Source organism: Streptomyces sp. NBC_01237 (assembly GCF_035917275.1).
GTDB lineage: Bacteria > Actinomycetota > Actinomycetes > Streptomycetales > Streptomycetaceae > Streptomyces.
Genome location: NZ_CP108509.1, coordinates 281679 through 298372 on the forward strand (window position 1 = coordinate 281679; position 16694 = coordinate 298372).

At 70.4% G+C, this 16694-nt stretch carries 14 protein-coding genes; 5 read left to right on the forward strand and 9 right to left on the reverse strand.

Annotation, left to right across the window (positions count from 1 at the left end; all coding sequences use genetic code 11):
- Window positions 1-148: 148 nt before the first annotated feature.
- Window positions 149-772: a TetR/AcrR family transcriptional regulator gene (locus OG251_RS37675; protein WP_326681768.1), complete on the reverse strand. Its 624-nt coding sequence runs from the start codon at window positions 770-772 to the stop codon at window positions 149-151.
- 61 nt (window positions 773-833) lie between these two features.
- On the opposite strand from OG251_RS37675, the gene OG251_RS37680 reads away from it, so the two are divergent.
- Complete coding sequence (locus OG251_RS37680; protein ID WP_326681769.1) at window positions 834-2168, forward strand: GH1 family beta-glucosidase; 1335 nt, start codon at window positions 834-836, stop codon at window positions 2166-2168.
- 309 nt (window positions 2169-2477) lie between these two features.
- Here the strand turns inward: OG251_RS37680 and OG251_RS37685 are convergent, their stop codons facing one another.
- From OG251_RS37685 to OG251_RS37695, 3 genes are all read right to left on the reverse strand, one after another.
- The gene (locus OG251_RS37685) at window positions 2478-3656 is read right to left on the reverse strand and encodes a serine hydrolase domain-containing protein (RefSeq protein WP_326681770.1); all 1179 of its coding nucleotides are present in this window, start codon (window positions 3654-3656) and stop codon (window positions 2478-2480) included.
- 318 nt (window positions 3657-3974) lie between these two features.
- Window positions 3975-4691 carry a response regulator transcription factor gene (locus tag OG251_RS37690; RefSeq protein ID WP_326681771.1) on the reverse strand — a complete coding sequence of 239 codons (717 nt, stop codon included), beginning with the start codon at window positions 4689-4691 and terminating at the stop codon, window positions 3975-3977.
- Window positions 4688-5914 (reverse strand): sensor histidine kinase, encoded by a 1227-nt coding sequence (locus OG251_RS37695; RefSeq protein ID WP_326681772.1) that lies wholly within the window; start codon window positions 5912-5914, stop codon window positions 4688-4690. The genes OG251_RS37690 and OG251_RS37695 overlap by 4 nt, the downstream gene beginning before the upstream one ends.
- Before the next feature lie 264 nt (window positions 5915-6178).
- Here OG251_RS37695 and OG251_RS37700 point away from each other — a divergent pair, with 264 nt between their 5' ends.
- Window positions 6179-8389: an MMPL family transporter gene (locus OG251_RS37700; RefSeq protein WP_326681773.1), complete on the forward strand. Its 2211-nt coding sequence runs from the start codon at window positions 6179-6181 to the stop codon at window positions 8387-8389.
- A 57-nt stretch (window positions 8390-8446) separates the two neighbouring features.
- Here OG251_RS37700 and OG251_RS37705 read toward each other — a convergent pair whose 3' ends face one another.
- The 3 genes from OG251_RS37705 to OG251_RS37715 all read right to left on the reverse strand — a co-directional run bounded on the left by OG251_RS37705 (window position 8447) and on the right by OG251_RS37715 (window position 12173).
- The gene (locus tag OG251_RS37705; RefSeq protein ID WP_326681774.1) at window positions 8447-9274 is read right to left on the reverse strand and encodes a hypothetical protein; all 828 of its coding nucleotides are present in this window, start codon (window positions 9272-9274) and stop codon (window positions 8447-8449) included.
- A gap of 1370 nt (window positions 9275-10644) precedes the next feature.
- Window positions 10645-11277 carry an SMI1/KNR4 family protein gene (locus tag OG251_RS37710; protein ID WP_326681775.1) on the reverse strand — a complete coding sequence of 211 codons (633 nt, stop codon included), beginning with the start codon at window positions 11275-11277 and terminating at the stop codon, window positions 10645-10647.
- 293 nt (window positions 11278-11570) lie between these two features.
- Window positions 11571-12173, reverse strand: coding sequence for a GNAT family N-acetyltransferase (locus OG251_RS37715; RefSeq protein WP_326681776.1), 603 nt, complete (start codon window positions 12171-12173; stop codon window positions 11571-11573).
- Between the two features lie 161 nt (window positions 12174-12334).
- Between OG251_RS37715 and OG251_RS37720 the strand changes: the two genes are divergently transcribed.
- Complete coding sequence (locus OG251_RS37720) at window positions 12335-13282, forward strand: ornithine cyclodeaminase family protein (protein ID WP_326681777.1); 948 nt, start codon at window positions 12335-12337, stop codon at window positions 13280-13282.
- Between the two features lie 43 nt (window positions 13283-13325).
- Here OG251_RS37720 and OG251_RS37725 read toward each other — a convergent pair whose 3' ends face one another.
- Both OG251_RS37725 and OG251_RS37730 read right to left on the reverse strand, forming a co-directional pair.
- Entirely contained in the window at window positions 13326-13574 is a 249-nt protein-coding gene (locus OG251_RS37725) for a hypothetical protein (protein WP_326681778.1), read from the reverse strand.
- Window positions 13549-14097, reverse strand: a complete 549-nt coding sequence (locus OG251_RS37730; protein WP_326681779.1) for a hypothetical protein — start codon at window positions 14095-14097, stop codon at window positions 13549-13551. The genes OG251_RS37725 and OG251_RS37730 overlap by 26 nt, the downstream gene beginning before the upstream one ends.
- Window positions 14098-14242: 145 nt before the next feature.
- On the opposite strand from OG251_RS37730, the gene OG251_RS37735 reads away from it, so the two are divergent.
- Both OG251_RS37735 and OG251_RS37740 read left to right on the forward strand, forming a co-directional pair.
- Window positions 14243-15466, forward strand: a complete 1224-nt coding sequence (locus tag OG251_RS37735; protein ID WP_326681780.1) for a saccharopine dehydrogenase family protein — start codon at window positions 14243-14245, stop codon at window positions 15464-15466.
- 16 nt (window positions 15467-15482) lie between these two features.
- Window positions 15483-16337, forward strand: coding sequence for an alpha/beta fold hydrolase (locus OG251_RS37740; protein ID WP_326681781.1), 855 nt, complete (start codon window positions 15483-15485; stop codon window positions 16335-16337).
- Window positions 16338-16694 lie beyond the last annotated feature (357 nt).

Consider the following 16694-nt stretch of genomic DNA (forward strand, 5'->3'; position numbering starts at 1 on the left):
TGGCGGATCAGCGCGCGGCGTCGGATGCGGTGTGTCGCAGGGCGGGGGGACGTCCGCGTACGGGATGCGCTCGGGCGTTCCGGCAACGCCGCGAGGTGCTAGCTGTCGTCGCGCCCGCCGGGAATGACGGGACAGCCCTCGGGGCCGGTCACCGGCGTCGATCGTTCAGATAGCTGTTGAGGACTCGTTTGCACTCAGCGATCAGCCGGGCGTCGCCCAGCGGATCGACCCGGAAGGCGAGTTGCAGCACGCTGTCGGCGCACTCCAGCGCCACCCGCACCGCGATCTCGAATTCGGCGTCGTCCTGGACCCCTATCAGGGAGGCGGTCAGTGAGCGCAGCCTTCCGGCGACCGCGGTGTTGTTGTCCAGGGTCGGCTCCAGGATGTGGTCCTGTCCCACCGCGCCGAAGTCGACCACGCCGAAACCGGTGATCGTCCGGCGCATGGTGACGAACTCGTCGACGGTCACATCCACGATGCCCGGGATGCCCTCGGGCTCCTCCTGCTCCAGCCGGTCCGCGACCCGCCCCAGGAAGGACTCCAGATTGCGGGCGGCGAGCGCCCCGATCAGCCCCTCCCTGTCGGAGAAGAACTGGTAAAGGGTGCCGATGGGCACCTCCGCCCTGCGGGCCACCTCCTTGGTGGTCAGCCCTGCATAGCCGACCTCGTCCAGGAGTTCGGCGCAGGCGTCCAGCAGCCGTTCGAAGCGTTCGGCGCTGCGCTTCTGGACCGGCAGCCGGCGCAGCGTCCCTGCGATGCGATCTTGATTCACGCTTCCATCATCCCATCGAGCGGGTTAACGTGAGCACTGCTCATGTTTCAGGAGGTTAGACGTGACACTGAACCATCTCCCCGCGGACTTCATCTGGGGCGCCTCGACAGCGTCGTATCAGATCGAGGGCGCCACCAAGGAGGACGGCCGCGGACCCTCGGTATGGGACACCTTCACCGCACGGCCAGGCACAGTCCGCGACGGGCACACCGGTGACGTGGCCTGCGACCACTACCACCGGTACGAGGAGGACATCGCGCTGATGGCCGAGGCGGGCCTCACCGGCTACCGCTTCTCCATCGCCTGGCCCCGGATCCGGCCGACCGGCACGGGCGAGGTCAATCCCCGGGGTCTGGACTTCTATGACCGGCTGGTCGACGGCCTGCTCGCACGTGGCATCGAGCCTGTCCCGACCCTCTTCCACTGGGACCTCCCGCAGGGCCTGGAGGACAGCGGCGGCTGGCTGAACCGCGACACCGCGCACCGCTTCGCCGAGTACGCCGCCATCATGGCCGACAGGCTGGGCGACCGCGTCCAGAAGTGGATCACACTCAACGAGCCGTTCATCCACATGGTCTGGGGCTACGGTCTCGGCACTCACGCACCGGGCCGCACCCTGTTCCTGGACTGCCTGCCGGTTGCCCACCATCAACTGCTCGGCCACGGGCTGGCGCTGGGGGAGCTGCGGGCGCGCGGCCTGCAGGTGATGATCGCCAACAACTGCACCCCGGTCTGGCCTGCCTCGGACTCCCCCGCCGACCACGCCGCCGCGCGAGCCTATGACAACCTGCACAACCGCCTGTTCAACGACCCGATCCTCACGGGCACCTACCCGGACCTGTCGGACTTCGGCGCGGACCCGACCCTCGGCGGCTCCGTGCGGCCCGGCGATCTCGAAGTGATCTCGGCCCCCTTGAGCGCGCTCGGCATCAACTACTACAACCCGACCCGGATCCAGGCGCCGGCGTCCGAGGGACTGCCGTTCGAAGAAGCCCCCATCGAGGGCTACCGCCGCACCTCCTTCGACTGGCCCGTCGTCCCCGACGGCCTACGGGAACTGCTCGTCGGCCTCAAGGAGCGCTACCCGGCACTCCCGCCGGTCTACATCACGGAGAACGGCTGCTCGACCGAGGACGTCGTCAACGCGGACGGCACCGTCCTCGACCTCGACCGCATCGACTACTTGGACACCCACCTCCGGGCCGTCGCCACCGCCGTGGCCCAGGGCGTGGACGTGCGCGGCTACTTCACCTGGACCCTGATGGACAACTTCGAATGGGCCGAGGGCTTCCACCAGCGCTTCGGTCTCGTCCACGTCGACCACGACACACAGGTCCGCACCCCGAAGGCGTCCTTCGCGTGGTACCGCGACCTCATCCGTGCGCAGCGCGGTTGAGCGACGGTGGCGCCGGCTGCACGGGCGCGGCGTGCGGTGTCGGCGACTGGTCCCTGCCCGGGGGCTGGCCGACAGGGCATCACCGGCACATGGCGGTCCTCCGACCCGAAGCAACGGAACCGCCACAGGTGAGCCGGAACGGCGGCAGGCCATCGTTCCTGCCCCCGCGGTGGTGAGTCGCCGCCTTCGTCCAGGTCGACACCCGTTTCCGGTCCGCTGAAGCGCCGTCCCCCTCTCGGTCCGCTGAAGCGCCGTCCCCCTCTCTTCCCCTCCTTGTCGCCAGTGGGTGAGGAGAGGGGGCGAGGGGGCTCAGCCGGAGGAGGCCGTGGGGCAGTACTCGGCCTCCATGATGCCGTCCGGGGATGCCACGCTCCAGTCCCCGTTACGGTTGTAGGCGAGCTGGTGGCGGCCGTCCCCGGTGGTGACGGCCAGGGACGTCGACCCCACCATGCCTCCGCCGTGGCCCCAGACCGTCGATCCGCAGCTCGTGCGGAACCGTGTGAGGCCCAGCCCGTAGGACACGTTGGGGCGGCCGGGGGCCGGGACGGTGGTCTTCATGGCCTTGAGCTGTTCCGGCGGGAGCAGCTTGCCGCGCAGCAGGGCCCTGTAGAACCGGTTCAGGTCGCCGGTGGTGGAGATGATGTCGCCGTCGGCCCAGCCCTGCGACCCGTTCATACTGGTGACGTCGTCGATGCGATCGGGGTCCGACGCGAACAACTTGGAGTAGCTCCGGCTGCTGGGCCGGGGCATGTGGATGCTGTTGCCGGGGTGGGAAGTGTCCTTCAGGCGCAGCGGTTTGATGATGCGGTCGCGCACCTCGGCCTCGTAGGTCCGCCCGCCCGCCTTCTCGATGATCAGCGCGGCCAGGACGTAGTTGGTGTTGGAGTACGAGAGTCTGTCACCGGGCGGGAACAGCGGCCGGTGGGAGAGCGCCACCCCCACCTGCTTCTCGGGCGGCAGGGTGTCGTAGCGGTGCTTGAGGAAGCCCTCGCCCCGCATGTACGTCTTGAGGTATTCCTCGTCGGCCAGGTAGTCGAACAGGCCGCTGGTGTGGCTGAGAAGCTGACGTACGGTGATCTTGCGCCCGTCGTTGCCGTTGCCTCGCACCAGGCCGCGGAGATGGAGGTCCACGGTGTCGCCGAGACCGATTCTCCCCTCAGCCTCCATCTGGAGCAGGACGGTCGCGACGAACGTCTTGGTGATACTGCCGATCCGGAATCGGTCGTTCTTGCCGCGCGGCACGCCGGTTGTCAGGTTGCCCACACCCGACGTTGACGTCCAGACGCGGTCGGTGTCGCGTACCTGGGCCGTGATGCCGGGGATACCTCCTTCCACCTCCGCGTCCATCGCGCGCCGGGTGGCCTCGTGCCCCGGCTTCGCGGAGGCGGCGTCCGATGCTGTCTGGGCGGGGACCGCGAAGGCGGTGGCCGCCATCGCGGCCGTCACGAGACCCACCATGCCGACCCGTGCGGTCTTTCCTGGCGTCATGCCGTACTCCTCATCGCCTTCTGTGCCGCGTGATACGCGTGCGCACGGTCCGGTCCACGGGGGGGGATCAAGGTGTCCTCCGGTGGACGGACTCGGACGCGTACGTCGGCCGGGGGCTCCCGGCCGGTCTCCAGACCATCACTCGGAGGGGCCGTCGGGCGTCGTGGCGGCGGATGATCCGCAACAGGGCCCAGGGACCCCTCCCGGCCCGCGGCCAGGACCCTGGTCCTGGTTGCGCACAGCCAGGAAGTGCCCCTGCGGGAGGCGGCGTTGCGGGCTCCGTCGCGTCTCCGGAGCTGGGCGCAGCGCTTCCCGCTATCAGGCCTGCCCGTCGCCGGGAGGGTCCACGGCTGCCGCGCGAGCAGTGACCAGGCCCGATTCGTACGCCGCGATGACCGCCTGGGCGCGGTCGCGGACGGCGAGCTTGCCGAAGATGCTGGTGATGTAGTTCTTGACCGTGGAGACGCTGATGTCCAGGGCTCGGGAGATCTCGGTGTTGTCGAGGCCGGTGGCCATCAGATGCCACACCTCGACCTCGCGGGGGGTGAGTTCACCCGGGCCGGTGGGGGCGGGCCGCGCGCCGCCCGGTGCCCGTACGTAGGTGGAGATCAGCCGGGTGAGCAGGCGCGGCGCGACGACGGCCTCGCCTGCGTGGACGGTGCGGATCGCCGCGCTCAGGTCCTCCGGAGAGCTGTCCTTGGGCAGGAAACCGTAGGCTCCGGCGCGCAGGGCGCCCACGACATACTCGTCGAGATCGAAGGTGCTCAGGGCCAGGACCCGGCAGCCGGGCAGGGTGGCGGCAAGTTCCTCGGTCGCGCCGACGCCGTCGAGAACGGGCATCCTGATGTCCATCACCACCACGTCGGGGCGCAGTCGATGGGCAAGGGTGACGGCCAGCGCGCCGTTCTCGGCCTCTCCCACCACCTCGACGTACGGGTCGGGGGAGAGAATCAGCGACAGACCCCGCCGGACCAGTGGCTGGTCGTCCACGATCAGCACCCTGATCCGCTCCGGCGCCGCCATGCTCCCGCTCATCGGCGTGCCCCCTCGTGCTGGAGGGCCGCCTCGTCCGCCTCGTCCGTGGGCAGTGGCAGGTCGGCCACCACAGCGAACCCTCCATCGGCCTGCGGGCCGACAGTGAGGGTGCCGCCGTGCAGGGCGACGCGCTCGCGCATGCCGGTGAGCCCGTGACCGCCCGAGCCCACCGCCGACGCCCCTTCCTGCGGCGGTGCGCCCCCACCGTCGTCCCGTATCTCGATGGTGACCCGCTTCTGGTGATACGTCAGCTGTACGGACGCGCGGGCGGCTCCCGCGTACTTACGGGTGTTGGTGAGGGCCTCCTGGGCGATCCTGAACACCGTGAGGCCGACGGTCGGCGGCAGCGGGCGCTGCGGCCCGGTGACGCCGAACCCGGTCGGCAGTCCGGCGAGGCGGGACTCGGCCACCAGGCGGTCGAGGTCGTCCACGCCGGGCTGGGGCAACGAGGGGGCGGTCTCCGGTTCGTCGCCGGCCCGCAGCACGTCGAGGAGCTGGCGCATTTCGCGCAGCGCGAGCCGTCCGGAGGACTCCAGGGTGATCAGCGCGTCCCGGACCACCTCCGGTTCGGCGAGGTTGGCCCGCGCTCCCCCGGCCATCAGCTGCATGGTGGTGATGTGGTGGGCCACGATGTCGTGCAACTCCCGGGCGATGCGGCGTCGTTCGTCGGCCACCGCACGGTCGGCGAGGAGCCTGCGGTTGGCCGCCACCTCCTGCTGCCAGCGGTTGATCGCCAGGGCGGTGGCCACGACGATCAGCGTGGTGAGGGGCGAGGCAATAACATCCTGCCAGGGCGGAATTCGGCCGTTGGCCTGGCTCAGCAGCGTCAGCGACACCGTCGCGACGGCCGCGAGCGCCGTCACCCGGCCGGGGCAGGCCCTGGCGACCGAGTACAGGGCGACCACCAGGACGGCGCCGAAGTGAGTGGGCAGCGGTACGGTCAGGGCGGCCGTCGCATCGAGTGCCAGTACGGCGGCAAGCGCCGGCACCGGGTGGCTGCGCCGGGCGAGCAGCGGCACGGCTGCCAGCGCGACGAGCAGGAACCCGGCCACGCTCACGTCGTGCCGGCCGTCGGGATCGTTGAAGAATACGTAGCTGAGCAGGTTCATCGCGCAGGCCCCGGCGGTCACGAGTGCGTCGTTACGGGTCCACGGCGGCTCGTCGCTGTCGATGTGCAGCGGTGTTCGGGCATCGCCGGGCGCGAGGTGTCGGCTGCTGGTCATCTCTGTTCCCCCTGTGGTCCGGCCTCCCTGGCCCCCGGGACAGGGTTGCACAGCACGGCGGCGGTTCACGGCCCCGCACCGGGCGCTGACCTGGGTCGCAACCAGGACCAGGGTCCTGGCCGCGGGCCGGAGCAGGCCCCAGGGCCCCGTTCCGGATCATCCGCTGCCACGACGCCCGACGGCCCCTCCGAGTGATGGTCTGGTGACCGGCCGGGAGCCCCCGGCCGACGTACGCATCCAAGTCCGTCCACCGGAGGACACATCGTGATCCGCGCCCTGACCGGGTACTCCACCCGACACCCGTGGAAGGTCATCGCCCTCTGGGCGGTGCTGGGTGTCGTACTCAGCGCCCTGGCCCCGACACTGATCGCCCGCGTCACCCAGCACCGGACCGGGGACTTCCTGCCCCGCAGCTACGACTCGGCCGCCGCGCTGCAGATCGCCGAGGAACACTTCGGTGTGAACCCCGACGCCACCACGGTGACGGTGCTGGTCGCCCGGACCGACGGCAAGGCCCTCGACGCCTCCGACCGGAGGAGGGTCGGGGCCGAGGCGGCGACGCTGGCCCAGCGTCGAGTGGTCATGCCCAGAGAAGACGACATGCCGGAGTTCCTGGTCCCGGACCGCTCCCAGACTCCCCGGATCGCCCCTGCGATGACGGCGCCCGACCGGAGCTTCGAACTCCTGTCCGTCCAACTGACCGGGAGTCCCTCGGACACGGGGGTCCAGGGTGTCTACCGGACCTTCCGGGACGCCGCCCGGACGCAGTTCTCCGAAGCGGGGATGCGCACCGGCTTCACCGGGAGCCTCGCCGAGACCGTCGACACCACCGATGCCCACGAGACCGCCGCGAAGGTCGGGGGCGCCCTCGTCCTGGGGTTCATCATCCTGCTCAACGTGCTGGCGTTCCGCAGCGCGCTGGCGGCCCTGCTGCCGCTGCTCGCGGTCGCCGTCGTCGGCGGCGTGGCGGCGGGAGCCGTCGCCGGTGCCGCCATGATCACCGGGCACAAGCTCGACGCGGGCACCCCGGGCCTGATCAACGTGGTCCTGCTCGGTATCGGCATCGACTACCTGCTGTTCCTGCTGTTCCGCTTCCGCGAGCAACTGCGCGACCGGCCCGAACAGCCCGCCCGCGAGGCGGCCGAGGAGGTCTCCGGCCGGGTGGGCACCGCGATCACCTCGGCGGCGCTGACCATCGTGGCCGCGTTCGCCACGCTGGGCCTGGCGACCTTCGGACAGTTCCGTTCGCTGGGCCCCGCGATCGCCGTAGCGGTCCTGGTGATGCTGCTCGGCAGTCTCACCCTGCTGCCGGCGTTGCTCGCGGCCGCCGGACGCAAGATGTTCTGGCCCTCCCGGACCCTGCACCACAAGCCTCGCGAAGGCCGTGCCGCCCGCCTCGGCACGCTGGTCACACGGCGCCCGCTGCTGATGCTGACGGCCTCCGTCGCACTGCTCGCCGCGCTTGCCGCCGGGTTGATCGGCATGCGCATGGACTACGGCCGGGGCGACTCCGGCGACCGGACCCCCGCCGCGGCGACCGCGGCCGAGATCTCCCGCTCGCTGCCGGCCGGAGTGTCGGACCCGACGAGTGTCTTCATCACCGCCAAGGACGGCGGCACCCTCACCACCGCCGGATTCGACAGCCTCTCCCATGCGCTCGCCCAGGTCGGCGGCGTGGGCAAGGTCGCACGGACCGTCCTGAACGAGGACCACCGCGCCGCCCGGATCGACCTCTACCCGACCGCGGACCCACAGAGCCGGCAGGCCCGCGACCTGGCCTCCGGGCCGATCCGGGCCGCGGTCGCCCGGCACGCACCCGCCGGGACGACGGCTCACGTGGGCGGGACGGCGGCGGTCTTCGCCGACATCTCCACCGCTGTCGACCACGACCTGAGGATCGTGTTCCCGGTCGCTGCCGCGCTGATCGCGCTGATCCTGCTGCTGCTCCTGCGCAGCCTGCTCGCACCGGTGGTCCTGATGCTCTCCGTCGGGCTCGGCTTCGCCGCCACCCTCGGCGCCGCAACGCTGCTGTTCCAGCACGGCCTCGGCAGGCCGGGCGTCGACTTCACCCTCCCCCTGGTGCTGTTCCTGTTCGTCGTGGCACTGGGCACCGACTACAACATCCTGATCGCCGACCGGATCCGGGAGGAGATGCGGCGACCGGGCCCGGCCCGCGCCGCCGTTGCCCGCGCGGTACGGCATACGACACCGGCCATCGCGACGGCCGGTCTGGTGCTGGCCGGCTCCTTCGCCACGCTCGCCACATCCCCGGGAAGCGAACAGACCGCCTTCGCATTGACGCTCGGCATCATGCTCTCCGCGCTCGTCCTCTCGCTGGTGCTGGTCCCCGCCCTTGCCGCACTCCTCGGCCGGGCCATCTGGTGGCCGGTCCGCCCGCGCCCCACCACGGGAGGACACCGGCAGCACCGTGCGACCGCACCCGCCCAGGAACCCGACCAGGTCACGGCGTACTGACTGAGCCGTTCATCCCGTCGTGTCCCGGGACAAAGGAATCTCATGCCCCGGCACGCCTCACTGCGATCCGCCTGCGCCATGGCTCTCCTTGATGGCCTTGGCGATGGCGCGCTGCTTCGCCGCGTTGCGGACGGCGGATTCGTAGGCGCGCAGCTTCGAGATCTCCTCGGCGGTCCTGCCGAAGTGGCTGTAGTAGATCTCGGCGGCCTGGACGGACTCGCCGCCCTGGCGGAGAACGGCCCGGTAGAGGAAGGTCTTGGCGACGTGGGCCTGCCGCTGGACGGGTACGAGGTCCCAGATGACGAGGCCGCTCGGCGAGCGCGTGACGAGGTCCGGTCTGAGGTCGCCCAGCAGACGGACGGCTCCCGATTTCTCCGATCGGAACAGGGACTTCAGGTTGCTCGCGTAGTCGGCCACCTCCGGAGTGTTGGCGACGAAGGCCTCTACGGGCGTGTCGAGGAGGGACGGGGGGAGTTTCGCGAACTCCCGCAGCGGCTGCTCGCTGAAGGCCTCGAAGACGGCGGACGGGAAGTGCTTCTTGACCAGGTCGCTGAGCGCCTTGTGCATGCGCGAGCCCCGCCCCGTCGCGGAGAATTCCGCGCTGCCCGCCATGCCCTCGACCTCGGTGAGAGCCTGGACCACGAGGGGTTCCAGGTTCTGCGGGGTCGCCGCGGCGGCATCGGCCGCCACCGCCGCGGCGCCGGCTTCGGCGGGGTCCGCCGCCTTCTTCTCCGCATCGGTCAACAGCTGGAACAGCTCGTCGAGTTCGGCGCCCGTCAGCGGCGCCTTGTCCGTCCCCAGAGCCTTGACGATCTCGTTCCTGGCCAGCGAGGACGTGCCCTTGACCTTGGGGCTGGAGATCGCGACGTCCTCACCGACCGTCATGAGGGTGATCCCGCCCGGGGCACTGAGGTTGAGGACGTGCTTCTCGGAAGGATGCCGAGCCGGTCGCGGGAGACGGGATTCAGATAGAACGTCCCAGGCCCAGCCGGGCCGACCCGTCGCCGGTCCCGGCCGGGCCGCCGCCGCGGTGGCGGACGCGCAAGGAACTGGAAGCGGCCGCCCGGGCGACCGGCGGTCTCGGGCCGGGGAGCCGCTCCGGCTCCGGGCCCGCCCCGCACCGGCAGGACCACAGGCCGCGCGAGCCGCTCCGAGGCGGCGGAGCCCGCGAGGATGCCGATGATCTCGACGATCTGGTAGTAGCTCTCGCCGGCGCCCCACACCATCCCGCCGACCAGCGCGGACGGGGGTGAACCTGCTCGTCGCCACGGCCATGGAGAGGTTCGGAGGAGCTCGCGCAGCTGACGAACTACGTCGCCGACGGCGGGATCACTGCCGGCGCAGCCTGCCCGATACGCGAGGACGCCGCTGGGGGCGTGCGCAGCGCGAGCCTGTGGGTCCTCAGCGACGGAGCCCAGCTGGCCGCCGGGTGGATGCCGGCAAGCTCCCGGTCCACGTCGCCGCCCACCGCCGGATGGCCGAGCCGGCCGCCGTGCATGGGGATGCCGGCGCCGGGCGGCCGCACGGCAAGACGGTCCTGCTCGCTCCCTGACCGCACCCGACCGGCCGCTGTTCGCTCTCCCGCCGGTGGGCGGCCCGGAAGTGCGACGGCGGGCCGCACCCGCGACCTGTCAGCCCTCCGGGGCCATGCGGCAGACCCTGCACTTGCGGCCCGGCGCTGCCGCTCACCCACGTTGCCCGGGACACCGAAGCGTCCATCGCCTTCACTCCGGCTCCGGCCAGCCCCGGAGCCCGGGGCGACGCAGCCCTGCCCGCGCACGTGGATGCCGCCCAGCCGTACGTCCCGCTGGTCCTTACCGAGGTTGCCCAGCGCCACCCTGTACCGGTCGGTGATCTGCCCTTCCTTCTCCAGCGCCCGGCCGCCCCTCGCCTGAGTGCTGGCCTGCTGGGCGCGTTCATTGGCCTGCCTGGTCTGAACGTTCCCGTACCGGAGACCCACCACGGCCACGGCGGCGGCGACCACGACAGCGAAGCTCTCGATCCGGCGCACCCCGTCCAGAGCCCCCTGACGTTCCGCAGGAGCAGGAGAAGCCTCCGTCGGCCGGACGGAACCCGCTCCCACGCCGACGGAGGTCCGGGCAGCGGGACGGGCGGTACGGCGTAGCCGCGGGTGGCTGCGCAGGACACCGAGAAGAACCGTTGTCGATGCGTTCTGAGAGCGATGGCGGGTCAGGCACCTTGGGAGTGTTCGTGGGAAGGAGAGACCCTCGGGTGATTCGCATCGAATGCTGTGACTAGGACAGCCCGACCGGGGCGGCCCTCAGGGGGTGACCGTTCAGTTCGGAGCAATCCTCTTCGTCCCACCACATCCCGCCTTGCGTCGTGAGGTAGGGATGCAGTCCGCGGATGCCTCCACCTTGGTGCAGTGCTTGCGCGACCGCGTGGAGCAGGCTCGCCAGATCAGGCCAGGAATCGGTGAAGTCGCCGCCACCGCTGTGGCCCGCCCAGCCGAGACGCCGGGACTCCGGGCCAGGACGCAGGTCGATCACCTGCGTCGTGCCATCGTCACTCTCAGCCCAGGGAACCCAGAGCGGGTGCCACCAAGGCTCGTCGTCCCAGGGGCGAGCGGTCAGGCCGTCGTTCTCCGCCGCGACGGTCATGCGGGACTGCCAATGTTCCACGATGCCGCTCACTGCAAGCGGGGACTGCTCCGGCAGGATGGATGTCCAGGTGCTCACACCGTTGTGGCATCGCAGAGACTCAGCGAGATCACCGGGCAGTCGGGAGCCGAGGATCCGCTCCGCGTGTCGGATCTCGTCCGATGTCGCTGGTGGATTGAGGAGCGTGAAATCGGCGGCCACGTGCGTCGTCAGCCAGACATCGATCAACTGCCAGGACTCCGACGGGGGCAAGATCGTCTGTGCCATGGCACCATCCTGCCCCATAGGTACGACAAGGGGGCTTCGATGATCCCGTGCTGTCGCGCGGCGGTCAGGTCGTGAGTCGATCCGGCAGAGCCGACCAGGTCGGAGCAGCCGTGAAGCCGCCTCGTCCCGTACAGCCCTCAATCGTCAACAACCATGCGCTGCAAGCAGGTTGAAAGAGCTCACCACCGACCCGCACCTCAGAAGCACCCGACCCGCACACCGGCTCAACTGTCACTACGTCACTGACGCAACCCCACTGACACCGGACCGGCACCCACGACGGCCCCGCAGCTCTATCGGGGGTCCTTGCGCATGCACCACGTACGGGGACCGTTGTCGGGGAGAACGACCTCGGCTGTGACCTCGAAGCCGAGGCGCTCGTAGAATTTCACGTTCCGCTCGCTGGAGGTCTCCAGGAATACCGGGTACCCGGCACGTGCGGCCGCCTCGATGCCGGGGACCAGCACCGCACTGCCGAGCCCCTGCCCCTGGGCTTCAGGGGTGACTCCGACCGTGTTCAGAAACCATGCGGGCTCCTGCGGCCGGTACGGAGCGACGGCCTGCTCCGCGGACTCGAAGGCAGCTGCCCGGTCACCGGCAAGGCTGCCCAGCAACGGGCCGATCTCGGCAAAGGCGGGTGAGGGGTCCTGGTCGGGAGTGGCCCACACGGCAACGGCACGGCCTGCGTCGGCAACCCATACGCGCCCGTACACCATCCCAACACGGGTCAGGCAAAGTTCCTGGAAGCGCCGGATCCGGCCCTCATGGTCGTCCGCGGCGACGACGTGCCGGGTGTAGGGGTAGTCGGCGAAGGCCCGAGCCAGGGTGTCGACAGCGGTCGGAATGTCGGCGTCGGTGATGGGACATACGGACGTGGTGTCCTGGTGATGCAGCATGTCAGTCAAACGATCCGGCCAGACGGCGGGTTCCCAGGAGCATCACCACGCTGAGGCATGCGCCAGGTCATGGCAGCTTCGGGGAACCGTCCCCGTCGCCGGGAAAACGGGGCTCTGCGCCTTGGTTCCCGCGCGGAAAAGGGGATTGAGATCATGGGGACATGACCCGAATCCTGACCCGCAGCAATCTGGAAGCCGTGCTTGAGCCCACGGCCTGTATGGCCGTCCTCGAAGAAGGTTTCCGTAGTACCGGATCTGGGCCCGCAACGGGACAGCGAGTACTGACAGACCTGCCGTTTCCCGGCACGGCCACCGCTTTGATCCCTGGGCTGCTGCCCGGGATCGACGCCTACACGGTGAAGGTGAACGCCAAGTTCCCCGCCACCCGACCAGCTTTGCGTGGCGTGATCTGTCTCCACAGTGGTCATGACGGTGAGCTCCTCGCTCTGATGGATTCCGCCACCATCACCGCTTGGCGCACGGGACTCGCAGCAGCTCTGGGGACTCATGTCCTCGCGACCCCCGACCCGGGAGGGGACGCGGCACTCGGCGTGATCGGCGCCGGCGCACAAGCAGAGCTCATGGTCCGCGGACTGCGCAGCATGCGGAGCTTCCGCGATGTCGTGGTGCACGACGCCGACCCGGCCCGCGCCGCCGCCTTTGTCGCCCGGCACGGCGGACGAGCGCTCGGTTCTCCCGCGGATGTCGCCTCGGCCGCCGATGTCGTCCTGCTGGCGACGTGGGCACGTAGACCGTTGCTGCGCCTTGCCGATACTCGGCCGGGGCAACACTTCACGTCTCTGGGTGCCGATGAGCCAGGCAAGCAAGAACTCTCCGCCGACTTGCTCGCATCCTCGCTCCTCGTGGTCGACGACCGTGAACTGGCCGCCTCCATGGGAGCACTCGCAGCCGTCGGCCTCCCCGCCACCGCCGCCAAGGCCACCCTCGGCGAGCTCCTCCGCAATGACCACCCGGGCCGCACCGGCGCTACGACACGCACCGTCTACGCTCCTGTCGGGCTTCCCTGGCAGGACCTCGCCCTTGCCTGGCTCGCCTACCAGCACGCCGAACAACACGGCGTCGGAACGCAAACCGACCTGCTCGCCTGAGCCCTGCCCCGCCCGCCCTGCGAAACGATCGGGAGGGCGGGCATCACCTGTTCCGCACGACGAAGGTCCGCCCGGCGAACGACGGCCGGCCCGCCCAGCTCTGATCCGCGGTGGTGTGGGCGTCGGCAGGCCCCTGGATACGGAACCGGACCGTACGTACGCCGTCGGTCTCGGCGCTTGGGACGTTCGTGGTACGTGGTGTGTCCAGGGAGGCGGCCTTGGCCGCCCCGTTCACGAGCACGACATCGTCCAGCACGGGGACGCGGTCACCGGCGAGCCAGGGTCGCGACATTCATTGGCCCGACGGACAGGCGCTGCTGGGTGACGAACCCGAAGTGCTGATAGAGCGCCACATTTCCGGGGTCCGCGGTGGTGAGGTAGATCCCGGCCATGGCCGGCGTGTCGGCCGGCAGGCGGCCGAAGGGACGCCGCCCCGCCCCGCGGCCTGCGGCGGCGGAAACCACCCCGATGAACTCCAGCGTCCAGGCATTCCCGCGCGCACCTGCTTCGGTGAGGCCGAGGTAGCGCAGGGTCCGCCGCACGGACCGGGGACCGCAACACGCGAGCGTACGGGCCGCCCACTGCGCCTGCGCGGCAGGTGGGAGCCGAGGTCCGGGCGGGGTGAGGACGGCGGCCGCAATGGGGCGGACGCCGTCCCCGGCCAGGGCGTAGCGGCACCATCCGGGAACGGTGGCATCGACGCACAGGGTGGCGTCGAACCATTTCTCCCTGGTGGCGGACGAGCTGCCGCAGATCCAGGAGGTCGCCGGCCAGCGGGCAAAGGCATCGGCCAGCACACGTACGCAGGCGGCCAAGGGCGGGCAGTCGTCGATCTCCGGCCCGTGCGGAGCCGTGTCCGGGGGGACGGTGGATCATTCACGGTCCTCCCTCATCAACACTTGCTCGATTCAAAACCGATCGTATAGATTTCGATCGTATCGAATTTGAGAGGAAGAGCGGATGAGGATCCTGGCACTAGGCGGACCCGGTGCGATGGGGGCGGTGGCGGTGAGGGTGGCGGCCGGGCTGCCCGAGGTGACCGAGATCGTGGTGGCCGACAAACGCCTTGAAGCGGCCCGGAGACTGGTACGCCACCTCGCCGATACCGGCGGTACGCCCATGCGGGCCCTACAGGTGGACGTGACCGATGAGTCCGCCCTCCGCGCCGCGATGGCCGACGCCGACGTCGTGCTCAACACCGTCGGCCCGTACTACCGCTTCGGCCTGACCGTGCTGCGTGCCGCCATCGCGACCGGTACGCACTACCTGGACATCTGCGACGACTGGGAGCCGACCCTGCGGATGCTCGACCTGGACGAGGAAGCACGGTCCGCCGGGGTCTGCGCGGTGGTGGGTATGGGCGCCAGCCCCGGTGTCAGCAACCTGCTCGCCGCACGTGCCGTCCAGCAGCTGCACCACGTCCGGGACCTGTACACCGCATGGCCCGTCGACGTGTCCGGCAACGGCCAGGACGACGAGCAGCTGCTCGGCCCCGACGGGCGGCCCAGTGCCGCCGCCGTGCACTGGATGGAGCAGATCAGCGGAAAGGTGGCCGTCGTCAGCGACGGACAGCTCGTACACCGACGGCCGCTCCTTCCGGTCACACTGGCCCTCTCCCCCGAGCACTCCGGAACGGCGTACACCGTCGGCCATCCCGAGCCGGTCACCCTCCATCGCAGCTTCCGCCCGACCGGCGAGGCCGCCAACCTCATGGTCATCACCCCAGGCACACTGGCCTACCTGGACGTTCTGCGCCGGGACATCGACGCCGGCAGGCTCACCAACGAAACCGCCGCCATCGACCTGGCCAACCCCTCAGTTCCACGCGGCCTGCGGGCGGTGGCAGGAGCCATGCGTCTCAAGGGCCCCCGTTCGCTGCCGCCGTTCTTCGCAGCAGCCACGGGTACCCGCGACGGCCGACCGGTCACCGTCCTGTCCCGCCTCGCCGAGACGTCCGGCATGACCACGCTGATCGACGACATGGCAGAGGCGACCGGAATCCCGCTGGCCCTGGGGCTCGCCCAGCTTCTCGACGGCACCGGCGGCCGGCCCGGCGTCCACCCGCCCGAGGCCGTCATCGAACCCGAGCGGTTCTTCCTCGACCTGTCCCACCATCTGCCCCACACCTCCGACAACGACCACCCCGGCGACTATGCGATCACCACCGTCACCCCGAGCCGCTGAAACGAGGAGATGCCCGGTGCCATCACCGGAACCAGGAGTCGGCGTACGGACAGCGGAATTCGTCGAGGTCGGGGGGCTTCCCGTCCGTTACGCCGCGACGGGCACCGGCCCGCCCGTGATCCTGCTGCACGGACTGGGCCGCAGCCTGGAGGACTGGGAGCCGCTGCGTGCCGCTCTGAGCGGGTACCGGCTGATCGCCATCGACCTCGCGGGGTTCGGGCAGTCCCAGCCCCTGCCGGACTGCCGCCTCGCATCACTGGCCCGGCACGTCGAAGGAACCCTGGACATGCTCGGGGTTCCCTCCGGCGCGCACGTGGTGGGCAATTCGCTGGGCGGCGCCGTCGCGATGCGGCTCGCCACCGGTGCCCCCGCACGGGTGGCGTCATTGGCACTGCTCAACAGCGCAGGGTTCGGCCGCGAGGTCACCTGGACCCTGCGCGTCCTCGGCCTGCCGCTGCTCTGGCGGCTGCTTCTGCGTCCCCATGCGGACAGCGCGCTGATGTCGGAGCGTTCCCTCTTCCACGACCCGGCCTTCGCCACACCCGAACGGGTCGCCCTGGCGCTCGCGCTCTCCCGTCGCGAAGGGGCGGCACGGACGTTCCGGCGCCAGTCCCATGCACTCGGTTCGTGGCGCGGCGTACGCCGCGACTGGCGCGAGGAACTGCTCACCGAGGTCTCGGCGCTCGACATCCCCACGCTCGTCGTCTGGGGCACCCACGACAGGATCCTGCCGGCCACCCACCTCATGAACGCCGCGACCGCTCTGCCCCTGGCACGCACCCACCTGTTCTCCCGGACCGGCCACATGCCGCAGATCGAGCGCGTGGACGAGGTCGCCGTCTTGCTCGGCTCTTTCTGGGACAGGCCATAGCTCCGAACCATCCCCCGGTTCGAGCGAGGAGGGAACTTCCACGGCGCCGCCGGGCGTGACCCGCCCCGGCCTCGGTACCCCGGGTGCCTGTACCCGCCTCCGACAGGTGGCGGGTGCCTGTACCCGCCTCCGACAGGTGCGTCGGCGTGCGGAGGTGGCGCTCCCCGCGACGCTCGGATCGCCCTCGCGACGGAGCACCGCTGCCGGGATGGCGGACTGGACGTCGGCATGGGATCCCCGCGCCAGGACACAGTGCGAGCGACCCGGATACCGTCCCGTGTATACCGGGCGCACTTCTTGGCCGCGCGGCCTGAAGAGGTGCGGCTCGGCAGCACGACGCGCCGCACCCTTGGACGT

What these genes read in the sequence shown, in the direction of transcription:
- OG251_RS37715 (WP_326681776.1), bottom strand. Translation starts at nt 12,173, where the DNA reads ATGCTGCATCACCAGGACACCACGTCCGTATGTCCCATCACCGACGCC.
- OG251_RS37710 (WP_326681775.1), bottom strand. Translation starts at nt 11,277, where the DNA reads ATGGCACAGACGATCTTGCCCCCGTCGGAGTCCTGGCAGTTGATCGAT.
- OG251_RS37720 (WP_326681777.1), top strand. Translation starts at nt 12,335, where the DNA reads ATGACCCGAATCCTGACCCGCAGCAATCTGGAAGCCGTGCTTGAGCCC.
- OG251_RS37690 (WP_326681771.1), bottom strand. Translation starts at nt 4,691, where the DNA reads ATGAGCGGGAGCATGGCGGCGCCGGAGCGGATCAGGGTGCTGATCGTG.
- OG251_RS37725 (WP_326681778.1), bottom strand. Translation starts at nt 13,574, where the DNA reads ATGTCGCGACCCTGGCTCGCCGGTGACCGCGTCCCCGTGCTGGACGAT.
- OG251_RS37685 (WP_326681770.1), bottom strand. Translation starts at nt 3,656, where the DNA reads ATGACGCCAGGAAAGACCGCACGGGTCGGCATGGTGGGTCTCGTGACG.
- OG251_RS37705 (WP_326681774.1), bottom strand. Translation starts at nt 9,274, where the DNA reads ATGACGGTCGGTGAGGACGTCGCGATCTCCAGCCCCAAGGTCAAGGGC.
- OG251_RS37735 (WP_326681780.1), top strand. Translation starts at nt 14,243, where the DNA reads ATGAGGATCCTGGCACTAGGCGGACCCGGTGCGATGGGGGCGGTGGCG.
- OG251_RS37695 (WP_326681772.1), bottom strand. Translation starts at nt 5,914, where the DNA reads ATGACCAGCAGCCGACACCTCGCGCCCGGCGATGCCCGAACACCGCTG.